The organism is Salinivibrio kushneri (assembly GCF_005280275.1).
GTDB classification, from domain to species: domain Bacteria; phylum Pseudomonadota; class Gammaproteobacteria; order Enterobacterales; family Vibrionaceae; genus Salinivibrio; species Salinivibrio kushneri.
Genome location: NZ_CP040021.1, coordinates 1,724,935 through 1,740,918, shown reverse-complemented (window position 1 = coordinate 1,740,918; position 15,984 = coordinate 1,724,935). Strand labels below are relative to the sequence as shown.

Genomic DNA, 15,984 nt, shown 5'->3' with positions numbered 1-15,984 from the left:
TACCAGGCGGTCTCCTTGACCGCCTGTGTTCTTTTTAAGCTATTCTAATTTCCAAACTAATATTCTCCGGAGAATATCATCGTGTCTAAGCGTCGTGTTGTTGTGACTGGCATGGGTATGTTGTCACCCGTGGGTAACTCAGTTGAGTCTTCATGGAAAGCTCTGCTAGCCGGGCAAAGCGGTATTTCCGCGATTGAGCATTTTGATGCCACTCACTTTGCCACTCAATTTGCCGGCATGGTTAAGGACTTCAATTGTGAAGACTACATGTCGAAAAAAGATGCACGAAAAATGGACTTGTTCATCCAATACGGCATTGCTGCCAGTGTGCAAGCCATTAAAGACTCCGGATTGCAAGTGGATGACAATAATGCACACCGTATAGGTGTCGCGATAGGTTCAGGCATTGGTGGTCTTGGTTTGATTGAACAAAACCATCGTGCGTATATGGACAAAGGTCCGCGTAAAATCAGCCCCTTCTTTGTCCCATCAACCATCGTTAATATGATTGCAGGGCACGTGTCGATTAACTACGGCATGCGTGGCCCAAACATCTCGATTTCAACCGCATGCACCACAGGCCTGCATAATATTGGTCATGCTGCCCGTATGATTGCATACGGTGATGCAGACGCCATGGTTGCTGGCGGCGCAGAGAAAGCCTCCACCGAGCTTGGTATGGGCGGTTTTGCCGCCGCCAAAGCATTATCAACACGTAACGATGATCCACAGTCGGCCTCTCGCCCATGGGACAAAGATCGTGATGGTTTTGTGCTGGGTGATGGGGCAGGCGTGATGGTGCTTGAAGAATACGAGCATGCGAAAGCACGTGGTGCGACCATTTACTGTGAATTAGCCGGTTTTGGTATGAGTGGCGATGCTTACCATATGACGTCACCTAGTGAAGACGGCTCAGGTGCGGCACTGGCGATGGAAGCGGCGATTCGTGATGCGGGTATCAACCCGGCACAAATTGGCTACGTTAACGCGCATGGTACATCGACTCCAGCGGGTGATGTGGCGGAAAGCAAGGCGATTCGTCGTGCAATGGGAGACGCAGCTGATAGCATGTTGGTCTCTTCAACCAAATCGATGACGGGTCATTTGCTCGGTGCGGCAGGATCTGTTGAATCTATTATCACTGCCATGTCGCTGATTGACCAAGCCGTCCCACCAACGATCAACCTTGATAATGTTGATGAGGGTTGCGATTTAGATTACGTGCCGCACGAAGCGCGCGACGTAAAAATGGAGTACGCGTTGTGTAACTCCTTTGGTTTTGGTGGCACCAACGGCTCTTTGATCTTCAAAAAGCTGTAATGCGCATCGGCGTTTATACAGCCTAAAAAGAGTTTGCTATAGTAACGGCCCGACGATTCGGGCCGTTTTTTTATTGTCGGTAAGATGAGTTGATTGTCGAGGTTGATAGATGTACTGGGTAAACGGACACCCTTGTCGCGAACTAGCGGTCGCTGACCGAGGGCTCCAATTTGGTGATGGCTGTTTCACCACTGGCCATGTGTATCAGGGGCTATTACTTGACCGTGATGCCCATATACTGCGTTTACAAAGCACTTGTGAGCGATTAGCCATTCGCGGGGTCGATTGGTCGGCACTCGCAATAACGCTCGATCAAGCGTGTCAGCATTCGCAGGATGAACAGGTGTTGAAAGTGATCATCACCCGAGGGCAGGGGGGACGCGGTTACAGTCCTAAAGGCTGCTCGTCGCCAACCGTGATTGTCAGCCTGCATCCGTATCCACGCCATTATCATCACTGGCAACAGCATGGCGTGGCGTTGGCGACGACGCACATACAACTTGGTGCGTCACCTTTGGCGGGGCTTAAACATCTCAATCGGTTAGAGCAGGTGTGCCTAAAGCTGGCACTGGAAGACGCCGAGGCCGATGATTTCGTAGTCGCGGACATGTTTGGCAACCTAGTTGAAACCACGGCATCTAACCTTTTCTGGTGCCAAGACCATGTCATCTATACACCTGATTTAGCCTATGCCGGTGTGGCGGGATTAATGCGAGAAAAAGTGATGGCGGTGATTGACGGTTTCACGGACTACCAATGTAAAACGGTCGCGGTCGATGAGGCGGCGCTATGGCGTGCCGATGAAGTGTTTATTTGCAATACCTTGATGAAGGTGGTGCCAGTGACATCCATCAATGAAACAAGCTATACAACGCATACGCTGACAGGGCGATTACAACAGAGGTTAAACGCGTGCTAAAAAAGCGATTTTTGGGGCTGATGAGCGTATTGATGGCGATAGTCTTGGCCTCAGTCGCTGGGGTACTTTGGCAAACGAAGGCGTTTATTTCCACGCCGTTATCCTTGCAGACGCCTCAGCTATTCACCGTACCTAGCGGTGCACATTACCATAAGGTCATTGCAAAATTTGAAGACAACGGTTGGATGGCGTCAAGCATCTGGTCGAAATTTGCGCCACGGATTTATCCAGAGCTGACTCGGGTACAAGCGGGCACCTTTCAGATCCAACCTGGACAAACGTTGGCTGAGGCATTCGCGACCCTGCGTTCAGGCCAGCAATATCAAGATGAAATCACCTTTGTCGAAGGGAGTACGTTCGCTCAGTGGCGTAATCAAATCCAATCAGCCCCGCATCTCGAACAAACATTAATCGGGATGAGTGAGGCCGCCATTGCTGACGCGTTAGGGATCAGTCACGATAAATTGGAAGGCTTATTGCTACCTGAAACCTACGCTTATGACGTGGGAGATACCGATATGGCATTGCTAAAACGCGCCGCGCGTGCAATGGAATCGACCTTGAAGCAGGCTTGGCAGCAACGTATCGAGGACTTGCCGATTGAGACCCCTTATCAGCTATTAATATTGGCCTCCATCATTGAAAAAGAGACCGCGGTGGCGAGTGAACGCGAAAAGGTGGCGTCGGTATTTGTGAATCGGTTGCGACGCGGTATGCGTTTACAAACCGATCCCACTGTGATTTATGGTATGGGCGATCAGTATGAGGGTAATATTCGGAAGCGTGACTTGCGCACACCGACGCCCTATAACACTTATGTGATTAATGGCTTGCCCCCGACGCCGATCGCGATGCCAGGTAAAGCGGCCATCTTTGCCGCTGCCCAGCCAGCAAAAACGGATTACTACTATTTTGTCGCCACGGGTAAAGGCGGCCACCAATTTTCTACCACCTTGGCCGAGCACAATCGGGCCGTGCGTGATTACTTAAAAGTGTTGAAGAATCAATGAAGAACCATTTCATCGTTGTAGAAGGCCTTGAAGGCGCGGGCAAAAGTACGGCCATCAATCAGATCAAACAGGTGTTACTCGACGTCGGCATCAAAGATGTGATCACCACGCGAGAACCCGGTGGTACGCCGCTTGCCGAACAGTTGCGAACGCTTGTCAAACAAGGCCACCCGGATGAACCGCTCACGGATAAAGCCGAGCTGCTCATGCTTTATGCCGCCCGAGTACAGCTTGTCGAAAATGTGATTAAACCTGCCTTGGCAAAGGGTCAATGGGTAGTGGGTGATCGCCATGATATGTCATCACAGGCTTATCAAGGTGGGGGACGGGGTATGGACACGTCGCTGATGCAGAGCCTCAAAGAAACGGTATTGGGAGAGTTTGCTCCCTCACTGACTCTATATATGGACATCGACCCGGAGGTAGGCCTGGCACGTGCGCGTGGCCGTGGTGATCTGGACCGGATTGAGAAAATGCAACTTGATTTTTTTGAGCGCACGCGAGCGCGCTACCTGGCATTGGCAAACGACGATCCCAGTGTGGTGGTGATTGATGCGGGCCAGTCGCTAGACACAGTGACCGCTCAGATTAAAACGGCACTAGAAAACTGGCTTAAGCAGCAGACAGGCGTATGAGTGACAAGATAACATTGGCATACCCCGCGCCTTGCGTTTATCCCTGGTTTGAAGGCGTGTGGGCGGATTGGCAGCAGCTATTGAACAGTGCAAGATTTCCGCATGCGCTCTTGTTGGCCGCGCCCCCGGGCAGCGGACGTCGCGCGTTGATCAGTCAGCTTGCCAAGGTAAGGCTGTGTAGCGACCAAACCGATAGCGCTTGTGGTCATTGTCATCATTGTCAGCTTTTCGCGGCGGGTAACCATCCTGATATTCACTGGCTCGCCCCCGAGAAACCCGGTAAGCAGATTGGTATCGATGCAGTCCGCAAGGTGCAACGACAAGCGTTGGAAACGTCGCAATTGGGTGGAGCGCGCTTTATTGTTATCGAGTGTGTCGAACGTTTAGGGGAAGCCGCGGCCAATGCGTTGCTTAAATCGCTAGAAGAGCCACCTTCAGGGTGTTACTTCGTATTGTTGACAGACTCACTGGATAGTTTACTTGCGACCATTGTCAGTCGCTGCAGTGTGTGGAAGGCACCGCAGGCTGAAGCTGACACAGCCAAGGCGTGGATCGAGCAAGCATTGCAGCGTTCGGTACCAGACCATGCGGTGGGTTTATACCGTGGCGCGCCCTTGGCCGCCAGTGACTTTGTGGCATCGGGCGGGTTAGATCATCACCATGCTGTGGTGGAAGGGTTTTCTACCTATGTGCGTGAGAGAGCGGGCTTATTTGACACTATTGAGGTCTTGGTCGCACACTATCCCGCTTCATTGAACTGGCTCAGTCATTTTCTGCTTGATGTACTTAAATGGCGTCAAGGTGTGGGACAAACCATTGTGCATCGGCATCATCACCAACGGTTGGCGGAAGTGGCCAATGCACTGACCACTCAGCAAGCTCATTCATTATTACGCGCGCTGCATCAATTACAGCGTCAGTTACAAATTCATACAGGGCTAAATACCGAACTGGTGGTTAGCCAGTGGTTATTATCGATTGGAGAATAACGTGTTAATAGACTCTCATTGCCATCTCGACAAACTGGATTACGACTCGCTGCACCAGAATGTTGCCGATGTTTTAGATAAAGCGCAGGCAAGGGGCGTCGACTATTTTCTCTCGGTGGGAGTCACGCTAGATAGTTTTCCGGCGATGCTAGACATGATCCGACCTTATCCGCATGTTTTTGCCTCATGTGGCGTGCATCCTTTGGATATTGAAAATGGTTTCGATTATGACCGACTGAAAGCCTTAGCCGCTGATGAGCGTGTCGTCGCGGTGGGAGAGACAGGGCTGGATTACCACTATCAGCCAGAGCTTGCCGAGCAGCAGCAAGCGATCTTCCGTCAGCATGTCCGCCTCGCGGTTGAGCTCAACAAGCCCTTGATTATCCATACGCGCGCGGCACGTGAAGACACACTTGCGATTCTGCGTGAGGAAGGCGCTGAGCGCGTCGGCGGTGTGCTACACTGCTTTACAGAAAGCTATGAAATGGCACAAGCAGCGATTGAGATGGGATTCTACATTTCAATTTCTGGAATAGTGACGTTCAATAAAGCCACAGAGCTGAAAGATGTGGTGCGTCGCATCCCGCTTGACCGCCTGCTGGTTGAAACAGACTCGCCTTACTTGGCACCTGTTCCCCATCGTGGCAAGCAAAATCAGCCGGCTTATGTGAAAGAAGTCGCTGAGTACGTCGCGATGTTAAAAGGTGAATCGGTGGAAACGGTTTGTGACATCACCAGCCGTAACTTTTTTGCGCTTTTTTCTGGTGCAAACCCGCAATAATTCAAGTCGCCCGATAATCTTGTCGGGCGTTTTTCGTGCTTAGCACGCCATGCACTTCTCGCCGTAAGAAAACACCGCTTTTTGATTTCATTAGTTTTGAGATGGCGCCATCCCGCCTGGTTAATTTGGCGTCATTTTTTGGTGATATTTGCGCCAAAATAACCGATTTATATCGCTAGCCTATCAAGATTGATCTCGCGCAATTTTAAATATAACTCCATGAATTTATTGATAGTTATCAACCTAAACTTATTATATTACGTGCTGTATTAATTCGTTACGTAAAATAACGTTAGGGGTGAGAGGGTTGCTATTTTTTTGCTCGTATCGTTTCCCTTAGGGAATGGATTTTTTGTCATTTTAAATCATGATCTTATGATTATTTTTGCTTTTTTTATCGCCAATTCTAATTGTGATCTATATTTACTTTTTAATCAGTAAAATCGTTACTGATGGGCAAGGTGATGATTCGCCCCTTATAGTTTGGGTGAGTTCAATAATCACAAATCGTTTGTTCTCTGGGCACCTGTTGTATCGTGCGACCTCTTGCGGGGGAATCGAAAGGTCTGTCTTCAGAAACACATTGTTAAACGTCCTTGTCAGGAGCAAGAACTATGTCAAAAAACCTCTTTGCTAACCTGCAAAAAGTCGGTAAGGCGCTGATGCTTCCAGTATCTGTGCTTCCGGTCGCAGGTATACTTTTGGGTGTTGGTGCAGCCAACTTTAGCTGGATGCCAGATATTGTTTCACACATGATGGAACAAGCTGGTGGGTCTGTATTTGGTCAAATGGCCTTGCTGTTTGCCGTCGGTGTGGCGCTAGGCTTCACCAATAACGATGGTGTATCCGGTCTGTCTGCCATTGTCGGTTACGGCATCATGGTGGCGACACTGGATGTCATGGCACCAGTCATGGGCGCTGAAGAAATCAAGACAGGTGTGCTTGGTGGTATTCTCGCCGGTGGTGTCGCGGCGTGGACGTTTAACCGCTTCTACACGATTCAACTGCCTGACTACCTTGGCTTCTTTGCCGGTAAGCGGTCGGTGCCAATCATTACCGGTTTCATTTCTATCGCGCTTGGTGTGATCCTTTCTGTTATCTGGCCACCAATCGGCAGTGGTATCGCTACCTTCTCTCACTGGGCCGCCGAACAAAACCCTGTGACCGCATTTGGTATCTATGGTGTGGTAGAGCGTGCACTTATCCCATTCGGTCTACACCACATCTGGAACGTGCCTTTCTTCTATGAAGCGGGCAGCTGTGTGAACAACGCCGGCGAGCAAGTAAACGGCATCATGACCTGTTTCTTGACCGCTAACGATGCAACGCGTGAAGCGGGCAACGGCTTTGGTCAGCTGGCAGGCGGTTATTTGTTCAAAATGTTTGGTCTACCTGCGGCGGCATTTGCTATCGCACACTCTGCCAAACCAGAAAACCGTGCCAAAATCATGGGTATCATGGCATCTGGTGCACTGACCTCATTCTTGACCGGTATCACTGAACCTATCGAGTTCTCGTTCCTGTTCATCGCGCCAGTACTGTATGGTATCCACGCCATCATGGCGGGTGCAGCGTATGTGCTGACTAACGCACTGGGCGTTGTTCACGGCCATACTTTCTCGAACGGCTTTATCGATTTCATCGTGCAAATGCCACGTGCTGAGAACGTGACAACGCTGGTGCTACTTGGCCTTGGTTATGCGGTTCTTTACTACATCGTGTTCCGTGTGGTGATTCGCGCCCTTGACCTGAAAACGCCTGGACGTGAAGACGAGACGGTCGCTGACGTATCAACCGCGACAGGCTCTGAACTTGCTGGCGACCTGGTAGCGGCATTCGGTGGTAAAGATAACATCACTGGTCTTGATGCGTGTATCACTCGCCTACGTGTCTCAGTGGCTGACACTGAAATTGTTGACCAAGACAAGCTTAAGCAGCTAGGTGCAGCGGGCGTGGTTGTGGTATCAGGTGGCGTACAAGCTATCTTTGGTACCAAGTCAGACAACCTGCGTACTGAAATGGATAACTGGATGCGCAGCCAATAATTGCATGCGCTAAACCAGCAAATATGAAAAGGGGTAGCATCTTGCTACCCCTTTTTCTTTAGTTGGTACCGAGTGAGAGAAAGAACAACATCAAAACAGGGACTAATAAACTGAGAATAAACCCGCTGACAATGGCAATCGGTACACAGCGAATACCCCCAGTGCTTTGAATGATCGGCAAGGTGAAATCCATTGCAGTGGCACCGCCATATCCAATTGCGGTGAGCGGGTAGCGTCGGATTAATATTGGAATAATCATAATCGCCATTAGCTCTCGTGCGAGCTCGAGAATAAATGATGCTCCGCCGTAAACTGGTCCCAGTCCGTCGCCCATCAAGATCCCCGCCAATGAGTACCAGCCAAATCCAGAGGCCATCGCTAAACCGTGATGATAGGGAATATCTAACCACCATGCCGCCAGCAAGCCACCGGGCAAGGAGGTCGCGACAACGAGAGCGGCAATCATCAGTCCACTTTTATTGAGGATGATTTGCTTCAGCGTCATGCCACTGTTACGCAACTGAATGCCAATCAGTAAGAGCAACAGTAATAAAATCCCTTCGCTGGCCGTATCGACCCAAGACAGATCGTGATTGAGCAATAGCCCTACGACTAAGCCAACGGCCACCGCGGCAATCAGTTTACCGGACTCTGACATCATGGTACTGAGGGTTAGCTTATGTTGGTGTCCATGGGTCTCGGTTGGGAAGAGCTTATCGAGAACAGGCAGGGCAAGCAGATTGGTCGCGCCAATGCAAATAAAGAAAGTGACCGCGAAATACAAAATGGTGGAAATATGTTGCCCGAGGTTATCTAAGCCTGCGAGGCTTAAGCCCATCAACACTAAAATGACCATCACTAGCCGCATCGTCAGGGTATTGACAGCGTTGAGGTAGCGCACCTGCTTAATGGGGATTAAATAGCCGATAATAAGCGGCGAGAAGATGAGTAGCATCCCTGAAAACATCTGATTGTGCTCGGTGTTAAGAAAGTAGAGCTTGAGGTTATCAACCGGTTAATAGGTGGGTCAATAAAATCAGACAAGGGTGGTGAAAGGGAAGACCACCCTGGTTTGTGTCAGATACTGCTTGCGTCCATGACTTGGTGTAGCTGGCGCGAGAACTCTTTGTCGTCGAGGCTGGATAGCTCATATAACGCTTCTGCGCCAGGCGCAGTGATTTCCACCTCATGATCCTCTATCGCGTCATCTTGATTGCGAAACATTAACAAGTGATTTGCCATTCTCGCGATATCTAAATAGGTGATATCGGGGCGTGGCTTTGTGTAAAGCTTGTTGTTGATGGCGACTTCGATAAAGTCACGGTCAAACTGCCATTGTTTGAGCACAAGACGACTGCAGTCGCCCGCCAGTGAAAAGAAGACGCGCTCGGCAATGTCAAATTTTAGATAGTGGCCCTGATTCATAAAGCGTTGGAACTCGCCTATCACGCTGTATAAGCCAATATCCGCAAGCAAACCCACTATCAGTGCTTTTTCGGGTTCCACTGAAAGCGGCTCATCACAGTAGTTCCTGACTCTTTGCGTCACCAATGCCATCGCAGCGGCAAGCTCCCGGGATTTTTGCGCACTTTTTTTCAATAGCGCGTTGCAGGCCTTGGAAAATGAGGCATCACTCTTAAGTTGATAGACGGCGGCGGCTGTGATGATCCCTAAAACGCGATCAACGCCAAGTCGAGAGACGGCGGTTTGAACATCTTTGCACTGGCCTGTCGCGCGAGGCGCGAACAAAGCAGAATTCCCGGCGTTAAGCACGGCCCCACATAAACTCGGATCTTCCAGTAAGAGATTGGCAATATCCCGCATGGTGGTATCCGATCGCTTACTGGCCCGTTGTATTGATAGAACGGCATCCGGTAAAGGGGGCAGGGAGAGACGATTGACGCGGATGCTTTCGACGGCGCGCTTATAAAACTCGGTTTCTAGGGAACGTAAGTACTTATCACGATCCGGTGAGACCCAAAAAAATGAAAGATGATCCATAAGTCCTGATAGTATTTGTCAGCAGCCTGCATAGTAATGGGGCGCAGAATAAAAGAGAACCGCCTTTCTCTCAATCGGTGAGCCTGCTGGCGTCTTTGATGATAATTTATACAACTCCCTTCATCTGTCGCTGACTTAGTCGTCGTCAATAAGCGGATACCGCAATAATTTATCAATAAACTCGGCCACCAATAAGGCAGTCGGCTGGGACAGTAGAAGCTGTTTCTGCTTCACTTCGATAGGAAGTAACTCCAACCAGCGAAGACAGACCCAGCCAATGTCATCGTACTGCGTTAACTGGAAGTGTTCGTGGCGTGTCGGATTCGAGCGATAATATTGCTGCAGCTTTTCACTCAGATAGAGGTAGTGGTCGGGAACTGTGTGGCGTTGCCATTTTGGTAACGGCGTATAATGCGCCATATTGACGTCACCTTCACCCGCGTCGATCGCAGTCACCTTGACACTTTCAATCCCTTGTAACGTCAACGCAATTTCATGCGCACCATGACGGTTGAAGTCTGCAATCTCGCAAAGCGTGACGATAGGAGAAATCGCGTGCGGCCGCTGCTGACCCTCATCCTCATTTTTCATCGCGACCAAAAGACGCGGTGGTTCGCCTGCCTGCTGAAGCATTTGTAAGTAACATGACTCAGACAGCACATAGCTGTGCAATCCCCCAGGCAATAAATGACTTGCTTCTATTAACAGCGGGTGTCTCGACATGTCGGCTCCCTGACTATTCGCCTATCACTCTCAATTTAGCGCACTCGTGACGATGAGTTAAGCATAGATGTGTCGAGAACTTTATTTAACGAAGAAAAAATGTTTGTAATAAATGTGACAAAAACCACACTCAATGAAAGGACTATTTAAAGATAAGTGATCAGATGCATAGTATTTGATTGTCATTTGATGCAACCTCCTCCCGTTAAAATAATCATGCACATTGACTAAATTATCAGTCATGTTTATGGGCCGGCTGATGGCTGGATATGAACATCTATTCGCTGAAGGAGAGTTTTCGATGGCGAAGCAATTTGAAGCCCAATTAATGCGTTTTCTGGATAGTTATGGGGAGATGGAGCAACGCTCTATGTTTGGTGGTATTGGCTTTTTCTGTCGAGAGGCGATGTTTGCGCTGCTTACTGGAAAGCATGTTTATCTACGAGGGGGAGGCCAACTCACCGACAAGTTGATCGCTAAAGGGTGTGATAAATTTGTTCATGTGAAGAAAAGCACCTCAGCGGTGGTTAACTATTATGATGTAACCGCACTCTACTTAGGTCATGATCCTGATTTGCCTGCGATGATTGAGCAGTCGTTACAGCGTGCGATCAAAGATAAAGCGCAGAAAGTATCGGCATCCAGTCTTCGGTTGCGGGATTTACCCAACTTACGTTTAACCATTGAAAGGATGTTAAAAAAGTCGGGTGTAAAGGACGTATCAACGTTTTACAGCATGGCGCCGCAAGAAATGTTTCGTCGAGTGCAAATGACACACGGTAAAGATATCGATATCAATCTACTTTGGAAGCTCGCGGGGGCGCAGCAAGGTCGTCATTGGGAACTGATTGAAAAAGACGAACGCGAACGCCTGCTCGCGGATGTCTAGGTGAATCACTAATGTAGGTAGGTGCCAGCCCTGATTAATCGGGCTGGCATTATTGTCAATGTTGCGTTCGTCGCTACGTTGATCGGCCTTTTGTGGGCTCACTTAGCGCCGAGAGAATAGTGAAATGTTATGTTTGGATAAATAATCGTCGGTTAAACGCTAAAATGATAATTTTTTCGTGACAGGTGAAAAAACTTATGTAGAATTCAAACCACTTAGCCGAGAGGTGAAGCGCCAAGGCGCGTTGGCAGAGTGGCTATGCAGCGGATTGCAAATCCGTGGACCTCGGTTCGACTCCGGGACGCGCCTCCATGAACTCTGGCTAAAACAATACGGACGCGGGATGGAGCAGTTTGGTAGCTCGTCGGGCTCATAACCCGAAGGTCGGTGGTTCAAATCCGCCTCCCGCAACCAATTTTCCAAGCGTTAATTAACGTTTGAATAAATAAGCGACATTAGCTCAGCTGGTAGAGCGCGACCTTGCCAAGGTCGAGGTCACGAGTTCGAACCTCGTATGTCGCTCCAAATATAAAACAGTGGCGAAAGCGGCTGAAAAGATTGTGTGCCCTGGTGGTGGAATTGGTAGACACAAGGGATTTAAAATCCCTCGGCGTTCGCGCTGTGCCGGTTCAAGTCCGGCCCGGGGCACCATTAATGAACAAGACGGCGGCCTTTAGGGTCGCCGTTTTTGTATGTTTTGCTCCGTGCTCAGTCTGCACGTTGTGCTTCACAATTTTGCAGAAAATAGACCGCACTCCGCGTTGAATTGACGCCTTTTTTTGACTAAAATTTAATCAATGATGACAAGTGTGACTGTGAAAAGGCGATTAATGCAGAAAAAAGCAAAAAAAATCACGCCCGCTATGATAGAGCGTGCAGTGGCAAGCTCGACCGCAATCGAGACGCAAGCATCAACAGAAGAAGTGGAAGCAAGACTGAAAACCAATAAACATAAGTATCAAAACCTAACGCTCGCCGATTGAGATGGGGAGTGGATGACGCGGCAAAATGTCGTCAATGAGCCGTTCCATGTGCTGATAATCATGCCCAACCCCCGCTTGGATGGCGGCAACGTAAAAATCTTTGTTTTCCTCCCAAAGCCGATAGTCCAGCAGTCCTAACCCTGCCTGTTGGCATAGCACATCAATAAGTAATCGCGATATACGTCCATTTCCTTCTCGAAATGGGTGAATAAGTATCAACTCAACATGACTTTGTGCAAGGTAACGAATGAGTGTCGCGCGCGGCATCACAGATACCTCAGGGTATTGGCTGAGGAAGGCGCTTTCAAACTGCCGCAAACAGGGCCCAATCTGTTTGGGGGAAGTAAAACGAAATCCACCTTTACTTAGCTCAACATTTCTCACCTGACCTGCCCATGGGTAAACATTGCCCAGCCATTGTCGATGCCAGCTGGCGAGGGTGCCAAATCTTAATTGGCGCGGGAAATGGCCGCCGGTGAACACCCGCTCGTACAATTTCGAGAGCAAGTTAGCCTCGATATCGTCCATTTCGGTTGGTTCCGTCACCCCAATATGATTTTTAAGCACTTGCTCACCAGAGCCGGGCTGGTACTGTGCCTCGCTTGATTGGGTTTGATAACGACTCATGGCTTACACCCTCACATCGCTCTCTTTTTATCATAGAACAGCGTGCTCAAGGAGGTATAGTGAGGTGCATCAACGTTAGGGGAGGGCGAGAGAAGACGGTAGGTAATAAAAAGGCAGCTTAAAAGCTGCCTAGTAAAATGGCGATGGCTACGATGCTATATAATGCTGAAGCATTGTATTTCATTCTGGTGTGCCAAACGGTAGTGGATATCTTGCGGATCCTTACGCCCCGATTGTCGAATAACCACCCCGCGTTTGACCCAGGTTGCCATCATGGCGTCGATTCCATCAGGACTGATCCCGTATTGGTTGGCGAGATCGAGGCGACTAATGACACCCGCCTGAATGACACTGGCTTTGAGCTTTTGCAGGATCATAGTAGGTCTCCTTAAACCAATGGGGATGTTTGCCGACATAGCGCATGAGTGCTACCACGACAATCAGTAAGGCACAAAGGCCAGTGATGTAGAGTGTGGCTGGCGTGGTGGCGACACTCAACTGACTGAATTGGTAGCATAGCGTGGCACCGCTTACCGCTAGCAGCATTGACCAGCTCGCCACAAACAGGGCAAACCGGCGACCAAACTCACGTGTGTAGGCACCTAGAGCGGCAACACATGGGGTATAAAGCAGGATAACAATAAGATAAGCCATTACGCTGGCGGTGCTAGTGAATTGACGGTGCAAATTATCAAACGTTGTCATACTGACTTCTTGCGCTTGTGCGGCGGCTTCGGTGTTTTCAATCTCACCGACGTCAATAGCCAATGGGTCGGTATAATCAATGCCAAATAAGTTTTCCGGAATGCTCTGAACCGCTTCGACCAGCGCTTCTCCCAGTGTGGGCTCTTCTTCCGCTTCTTCGCTGGGCGCATAAAGGTTATTCAAGGTGCCGACCACCGCCTCTTTGGCAAACAGACCCGTCACCAACCCGACGGTAGCAGGCCAATTATCCTCTTCAATCCCGATAGGTGATAGGGCCGGCGTGATTACTTGTGCTGTTTTCGACAGGACGGAAGACTCGCTGTCTTCGTGTCCGAACGACCCATCGGTGCCCAGAGAGTTAAAGAAGGTCAGAATGGTTACCACGATAACAATGGTTTTACCGGCACCCAGAACAAATCGACGCAGCTTTTGCCAGGTATTGCTCATCACATGGCGCACACGCGGCAGTTCGTAGTCTGGAAGTGTCATCAACAGGCTTTCACTATGCCCTGGATAAAGGGTATGACGCAGTATCAGGCCGGTGATGATCGCAGCAATAATGCCAAGTAAGTAGAGGCCGAAAACAAGGTTTTGACCATTTTGTGGGAAAAACGCCGCGGCAAAGAGGGCGTATACCGGAAGGCGGGCGCCACAGGACATAAATGTCGCCATCGCGGCTGCGGTTTTGCGCTCGTGAACCTGTTCTAATGTGCGCGTTGCCATCACGGCAGGAACGGTACAGCCAAAGCCGAGGATTAAGGGCACAAAGGCTTTGCCCGGTAACCCCATTTTTTGCATTAAACCGTCTAATAAAAAGGCGGCACGTGCCATGTAACCTGTGCTTTCTAATACCGTTAAAAATAGGTATAAGCCTGCAATAACAGGAATAAAGGTGGCAACGGTTTGAATACCTCCCCCGAGGCCATCGGCGAGAATAGTGACAATCGCCGTCGGCAGTATGCCGTCAAGAAGCTGATGGGTACCATCGACAAGTATCGCGCCGGCGGCAATATCGAAAAAGTCGATAAAGGCTCCGCCAATGTTGATGGCAAACACAAACATCGCATAGAGGACAGCAAGCAAAATAGGCAGTGATAAAAAGGGGTTGAGAAGGACCTTATCTAACTTTTCGGTATTATTGCGACTGAGGTGGCGAAGCTCGCGGCGAGCCTGGTGAACCATGTCACGAATCGCACTGTAGCGCGTATCCGCAATGGCGATGTCAGTATCTAAGTCTGAAAGGGCTTGGTTTGCGATCGTAAACTGCTGCTGGTCAGCCTCGGTGCTACCATCAGGCAAGCGGCCCCGCTCCAAGCACTCAAGCAGGTGCGCGCGTTGATTCACTTGTGCAGCGGCTGCATGAAGAAAACGGGCGCCAAGCTGGCTTTGAATCCAGTTCTCTAATGCCGCACCGTAGTTCAGATACATTGCCTCACAAACGGGTAAATGGGTGGCCAGGTGGGCGAGTTGGTGGCGCAATGTGTCGACGGTCGCTGGCTGGCATGCGGTGACGGTTAACACGGGACAACCCAGCATCGTTTGTAATTTGGCGGTGTCGAGTTGTTGACCATTACGATCAAGCAAATCCATTTTGTTAATCACCACCACCATAGGAACACCGCGTTCACGCAGTTGAAGGGTGAGGTATAGACCGCGCTCTAGGCAATTGGCGTCTAAGACATTAATAATAAAATCGTTCTCGCCGCTATCGATGGCGTAAGTGGCTATTTGCTCATCAATACTGGCGTCAAAGCCTGCGTTTAGTGCATAAAGGCCGGGTAAATCGGTGAGTTCACACTCGGTGTGGTCGAGGCTCAGCGTACCGACTTTTTTATCGACAGTGACGCCCGCCCAATTTCCGACTTTTTGTTGTGAGCCGGTGAGCGCATTAAATAAGGTGGTTTTCCCGCAGTTTGGGTTGCCTGCAAGTACAATGCGGCGTGAACTCATCAGATTACCTCCACATCAATCAGTTTGGCGACTTCGCGACGTACGATCAGTTGTTCACTGTCGAGGCGGATCTGAAGTGGATCACCCAATGGCGCGCGCCTGACAAGCTCAACGCCTGTGCCTGGAATCACACCCATGACCGCGAGACGATGACGAACAGACGCGGGCACATGATGGACACTGGTAATACGCGCGGATTGGCCGCGACCAAGCGTGGACAGTTTCATAGTGCAAGATCCAAATAAGAATGGTTTTCATTGCATATTACGCTTAAAAACCGCTCTGTTTTTTGCGTAGGATCAAGTTAAGCGGCGAGCGGAGAGCGTGAGATGTGTCACAACAAAGTAAAGGGTTGATATGGCGAATGATATGTAAGTGCCGCGAAAAATCCGGAATAAAAAAGCGGC

The 15,984-nt window shown here is 49.8% G+C and carries 16 protein-coding genes and 4 tRNA genes; 13 read left to right on the top strand and 7 right to left on the bottom strand.

The window, feature by feature from the left end; translation table 11 throughout:
* Positions 1-81: 81 nt before the first annotated feature.
* The 7 genes from fabF to ptsG all read left to right on the top strand — a co-directional run bounded on the left by fabF (position 82) and on the right by ptsG (position 7,699).
* Positions 82-1,320, top strand: a complete 1,239-nt coding sequence (fabF, locus tag FCN78_RS08230) for a beta-ketoacyl-ACP synthase II (protein WP_069362216.1) — start codon at positions 82-84, stop codon at positions 1,318-1,320.
* Between the two features lie 109 nt (positions 1,321-1,429).
* On the top strand, positions 1,430-2,239 hold the full coding sequence (gene pabC, locus FCN78_RS08225; RefSeq protein WP_077659691.1) for an aminodeoxychorismate lyase: 810 nt from the start codon (positions 1,430-1,432) through the stop codon (positions 2,237-2,239).
* Entirely contained in the window at positions 2,233-3,249 is a 1,017-nt protein-coding gene (gene mltG, locus FCN78_RS08220) for an endolytic transglycosylase MltG (RefSeq protein ID WP_077659692.1), read from the top strand. Before pabC ends, mltG begins: the two co-directional genes overlap by 7 nt.
* On the top strand, positions 3,246-3,884 hold the full coding sequence (tmk, locus tag FCN78_RS08215; protein WP_077487024.1) for a dTMP kinase: 639 nt from the start codon (positions 3,246-3,248) through the stop codon (positions 3,882-3,884). Before mltG ends, tmk begins: the two co-directional genes overlap by 4 nt.
* The gene (gene holB / locus FCN78_RS08210) at positions 3,881-4,873 is read left to right on the top strand and encodes a DNA polymerase III subunit delta' (protein WP_077659693.1); all 993 of its coding nucleotides are present in this window, start codon (positions 3,881-3,883) and stop codon (positions 4,871-4,873) included. Before tmk ends, holB begins: the two co-directional genes overlap by 4 nt.
* 1 nt (position 4,874) lies before the next feature.
* Entirely contained in the window at positions 4,875-5,654 is a 780-nt protein-coding gene (locus tag FCN78_RS08205) for a TatD family hydrolase (protein WP_069362221.1), read from the top strand.
* Positions 5,655-6,268: 614 nt separating this feature from the next.
* The gene (ptsG, locus tag FCN78_RS08200; protein ID WP_069362222.1) at positions 6,269-7,699 is read left to right on the top strand and encodes a PTS glucose transporter subunit IIBC; all 1,431 of its coding nucleotides are present in this window, start codon (positions 6,269-6,271) and stop codon (positions 7,697-7,699) included.
* Positions 7,700-7,757: 58 nt separating this feature from the next.
* Here the strand turns inward: ptsG and FCN78_RS08195 are convergent, their stop codons facing one another.
* From FCN78_RS08195 to FCN78_RS08185, 3 genes are all read right to left on the bottom strand, one after another.
* Positions 7,758-8,666, bottom strand: a complete 909-nt coding sequence (locus FCN78_RS08195) for a LysO family transporter (protein ID WP_069362223.1) — start codon at positions 8,664-8,666, stop codon at positions 7,758-7,760.
* Positions 8,667-8,776: 110 nt separating this feature from the next.
* Positions 8,777-9,700: an HDOD domain-containing protein gene (locus FCN78_RS08190; protein ID WP_069362224.1), complete on the bottom strand. Its 924-nt coding sequence runs from the start codon at positions 9,698-9,700 to the stop codon at positions 8,777-8,779.
* A gap of 135 nt (positions 9,701-9,835) precedes the next feature.
* Positions 9,836-10,423, bottom strand: a complete 588-nt coding sequence (locus FCN78_RS08185) for an LON peptidase substrate-binding domain-containing protein (RefSeq protein ID WP_069362225.1) — start codon at positions 10,421-10,423, stop codon at positions 9,836-9,838.
* A gap of 301 nt (positions 10,424-10,724) precedes the next feature.
* Between FCN78_RS08185 and FCN78_RS08180 the strand changes: the two genes are divergently transcribed.
* The 6 genes from FCN78_RS08180 to FCN78_RS15860 all read left to right on the top strand — a co-directional run bounded on the left by FCN78_RS08180 (position 10,725) and on the right by FCN78_RS15860 (position 12,295).
* Entirely contained in the window at positions 10,725-11,312 is a 588-nt protein-coding gene (locus FCN78_RS08180) for a TfoX/Sxy family DNA transformation protein (protein ID WP_077458642.1), read from the top strand.
* A 238-nt stretch (positions 11,313-11,550) separates the two neighbouring features.
* Positions 11,551-11,624 (top strand) — tRNA-Cys (locus FCN78_RS08175).
* A 25-nt stretch (positions 11,625-11,649) separates the two neighbouring features.
* Positions 11,650-11,726 (top strand) — tRNA-Met (locus tag FCN78_RS08170).
* A 35-nt stretch (positions 11,727-11,761) separates the two neighbouring features.
* Positions 11,762-11,837, top strand: a tRNA-Gly gene (locus FCN78_RS08165).
* A 39-nt stretch (positions 11,838-11,876) separates the two neighbouring features.
* A tRNA-Leu gene (locus tag FCN78_RS08160) sits at positions 11,877-11,963 on the top strand.
* Between the two features lie 179 nt (positions 11,964-12,142).
* Complete coding sequence (locus FCN78_RS15860; RefSeq protein WP_167483330.1) at positions 12,143-12,295, top strand: hypothetical protein; 153 nt, start codon at positions 12,143-12,145, stop codon at positions 12,293-12,295.
* Here FCN78_RS15860 and FCN78_RS08155 read toward each other — a convergent pair.
* The 4 genes from FCN78_RS08155 to FCN78_RS08140 form a co-directional block, all read right to left on the bottom strand.
* Positions 12,278-12,922, bottom strand: coding sequence for a Fic/DOC family protein (locus FCN78_RS08155; RefSeq protein ID WP_069362227.1), 645 nt, complete (start codon positions 12,920-12,922; stop codon positions 12,278-12,280). The genes FCN78_RS15860 and FCN78_RS08155 overlap by 18 nt on opposite strands.
* A 155-nt stretch (positions 12,923-13,077) precedes the next feature.
* Positions 13,078-13,299 (bottom strand): FeoC-like transcriptional regulator, encoded by a 222-nt coding sequence (locus FCN78_RS08150; protein WP_069362228.1) that lies wholly within the window; start codon positions 13,297-13,299, stop codon positions 13,078-13,080.
* Complete coding sequence (gene feoB, locus FCN78_RS08145; protein WP_069362229.1) at positions 13,250-15,577, bottom strand: Fe(2+) transporter permease subunit FeoB; 2,328 nt, start codon at positions 15,575-15,577, stop codon at positions 13,250-13,252. The genes FCN78_RS08150 and feoB overlap by 50 nt, the downstream gene beginning before the upstream one ends.
* Positions 15,577-15,804, bottom strand: a complete 228-nt coding sequence (locus FCN78_RS08140; RefSeq protein WP_069362230.1) for a FeoA family protein — start codon at positions 15,802-15,804, stop codon at positions 15,577-15,579. The genes feoB and FCN78_RS08140 overlap by 1 nt, the downstream gene beginning before the upstream one ends.
* Positions 15,805-15,984: the final 180 nt, after the last annotated feature.

What these genes read in the sequence shown, in the direction of transcription:
- FCN78_RS08180 (WP_077458642.1), top strand. Translation starts at nt 10,725, where the DNA reads ATGGCGAAGCAATTTGAAGCCCAATTAATGCGTTTTCTGGATAGTTAT.
- pabC (WP_077659691.1), top strand. Translation starts at nt 1,430, where the DNA reads ATGTACTGGGTAAACGGACACCCTTGTCGCGAACTAGCGGTCGCTGAC.
- FCN78_RS08150 (WP_069362228.1), bottom strand. Translation starts at nt 13,299, where the DNA reads ATGATCCTGCAAAAGCTCAAAGCCAGTGTCATTCAGGCGGGTGTCATT.
- holB (WP_077659693.1), top strand. Translation starts at nt 3,881, where the DNA reads ATGAGTGACAAGATAACATTGGCATACCCCGCGCCTTGCGTTTATCCC.
- FCN78_RS15860 (WP_167483330.1), top strand. Translation starts at nt 12,143, where the DNA reads ATGCAGAAAAAAGCAAAAAAAATCACGCCCGCTATGATAGAGCGTGCA.
- feoB (WP_069362229.1), bottom strand. Translation starts at nt 15,577, where the DNA reads ATGAGTTCACGCCGCATTGTACTTGCAGGCAACCCAAACTGCGGGAAA.
- FCN78_RS08155 (WP_069362227.1), bottom strand. Translation starts at nt 12,922, where the DNA reads ATGAGTCGTTATCAAACCCAATCAAGCGAGGCACAGTACCAGCCCGGC.
- FCN78_RS08140 (WP_069362230.1), bottom strand. Translation starts at nt 15,804, where the DNA reads ATGAAACTGTCCACGCTTGGTCGCGGCCAATCCGCGCGTATTACCAGT.
- FCN78_RS08185 (WP_069362225.1), bottom strand. Translation starts at nt 10,423, where the DNA reads ATGTCGAGACACCCGCTGTTAATAGAAGCAAGTCATTTATTGCCTGGG.
- FCN78_RS08195 (WP_069362223.1), bottom strand. Translation starts at nt 8,666, where the DNA reads ATGTTTTCAGGGATGCTACTCATCTTCTCGCCGCTTATTATCGGCTAT.
- FCN78_RS08190 (WP_069362224.1), bottom strand. Translation starts at nt 9,700, where the DNA reads ATGGATCATCTTTCATTTTTTTGGGTCTCACCGGATCGTGATAAGTAC.
- ptsG (WP_069362222.1), top strand. Translation starts at nt 6,269, where the DNA reads ATGTCAAAAAACCTCTTTGCTAACCTGCAAAAAGTCGGTAAGGCGCTG.
- tmk (WP_077487024.1), top strand. Translation starts at nt 3,246, where the DNA reads ATGAAGAACCATTTCATCGTTGTAGAAGGCCTTGAAGGCGCGGGCAAA.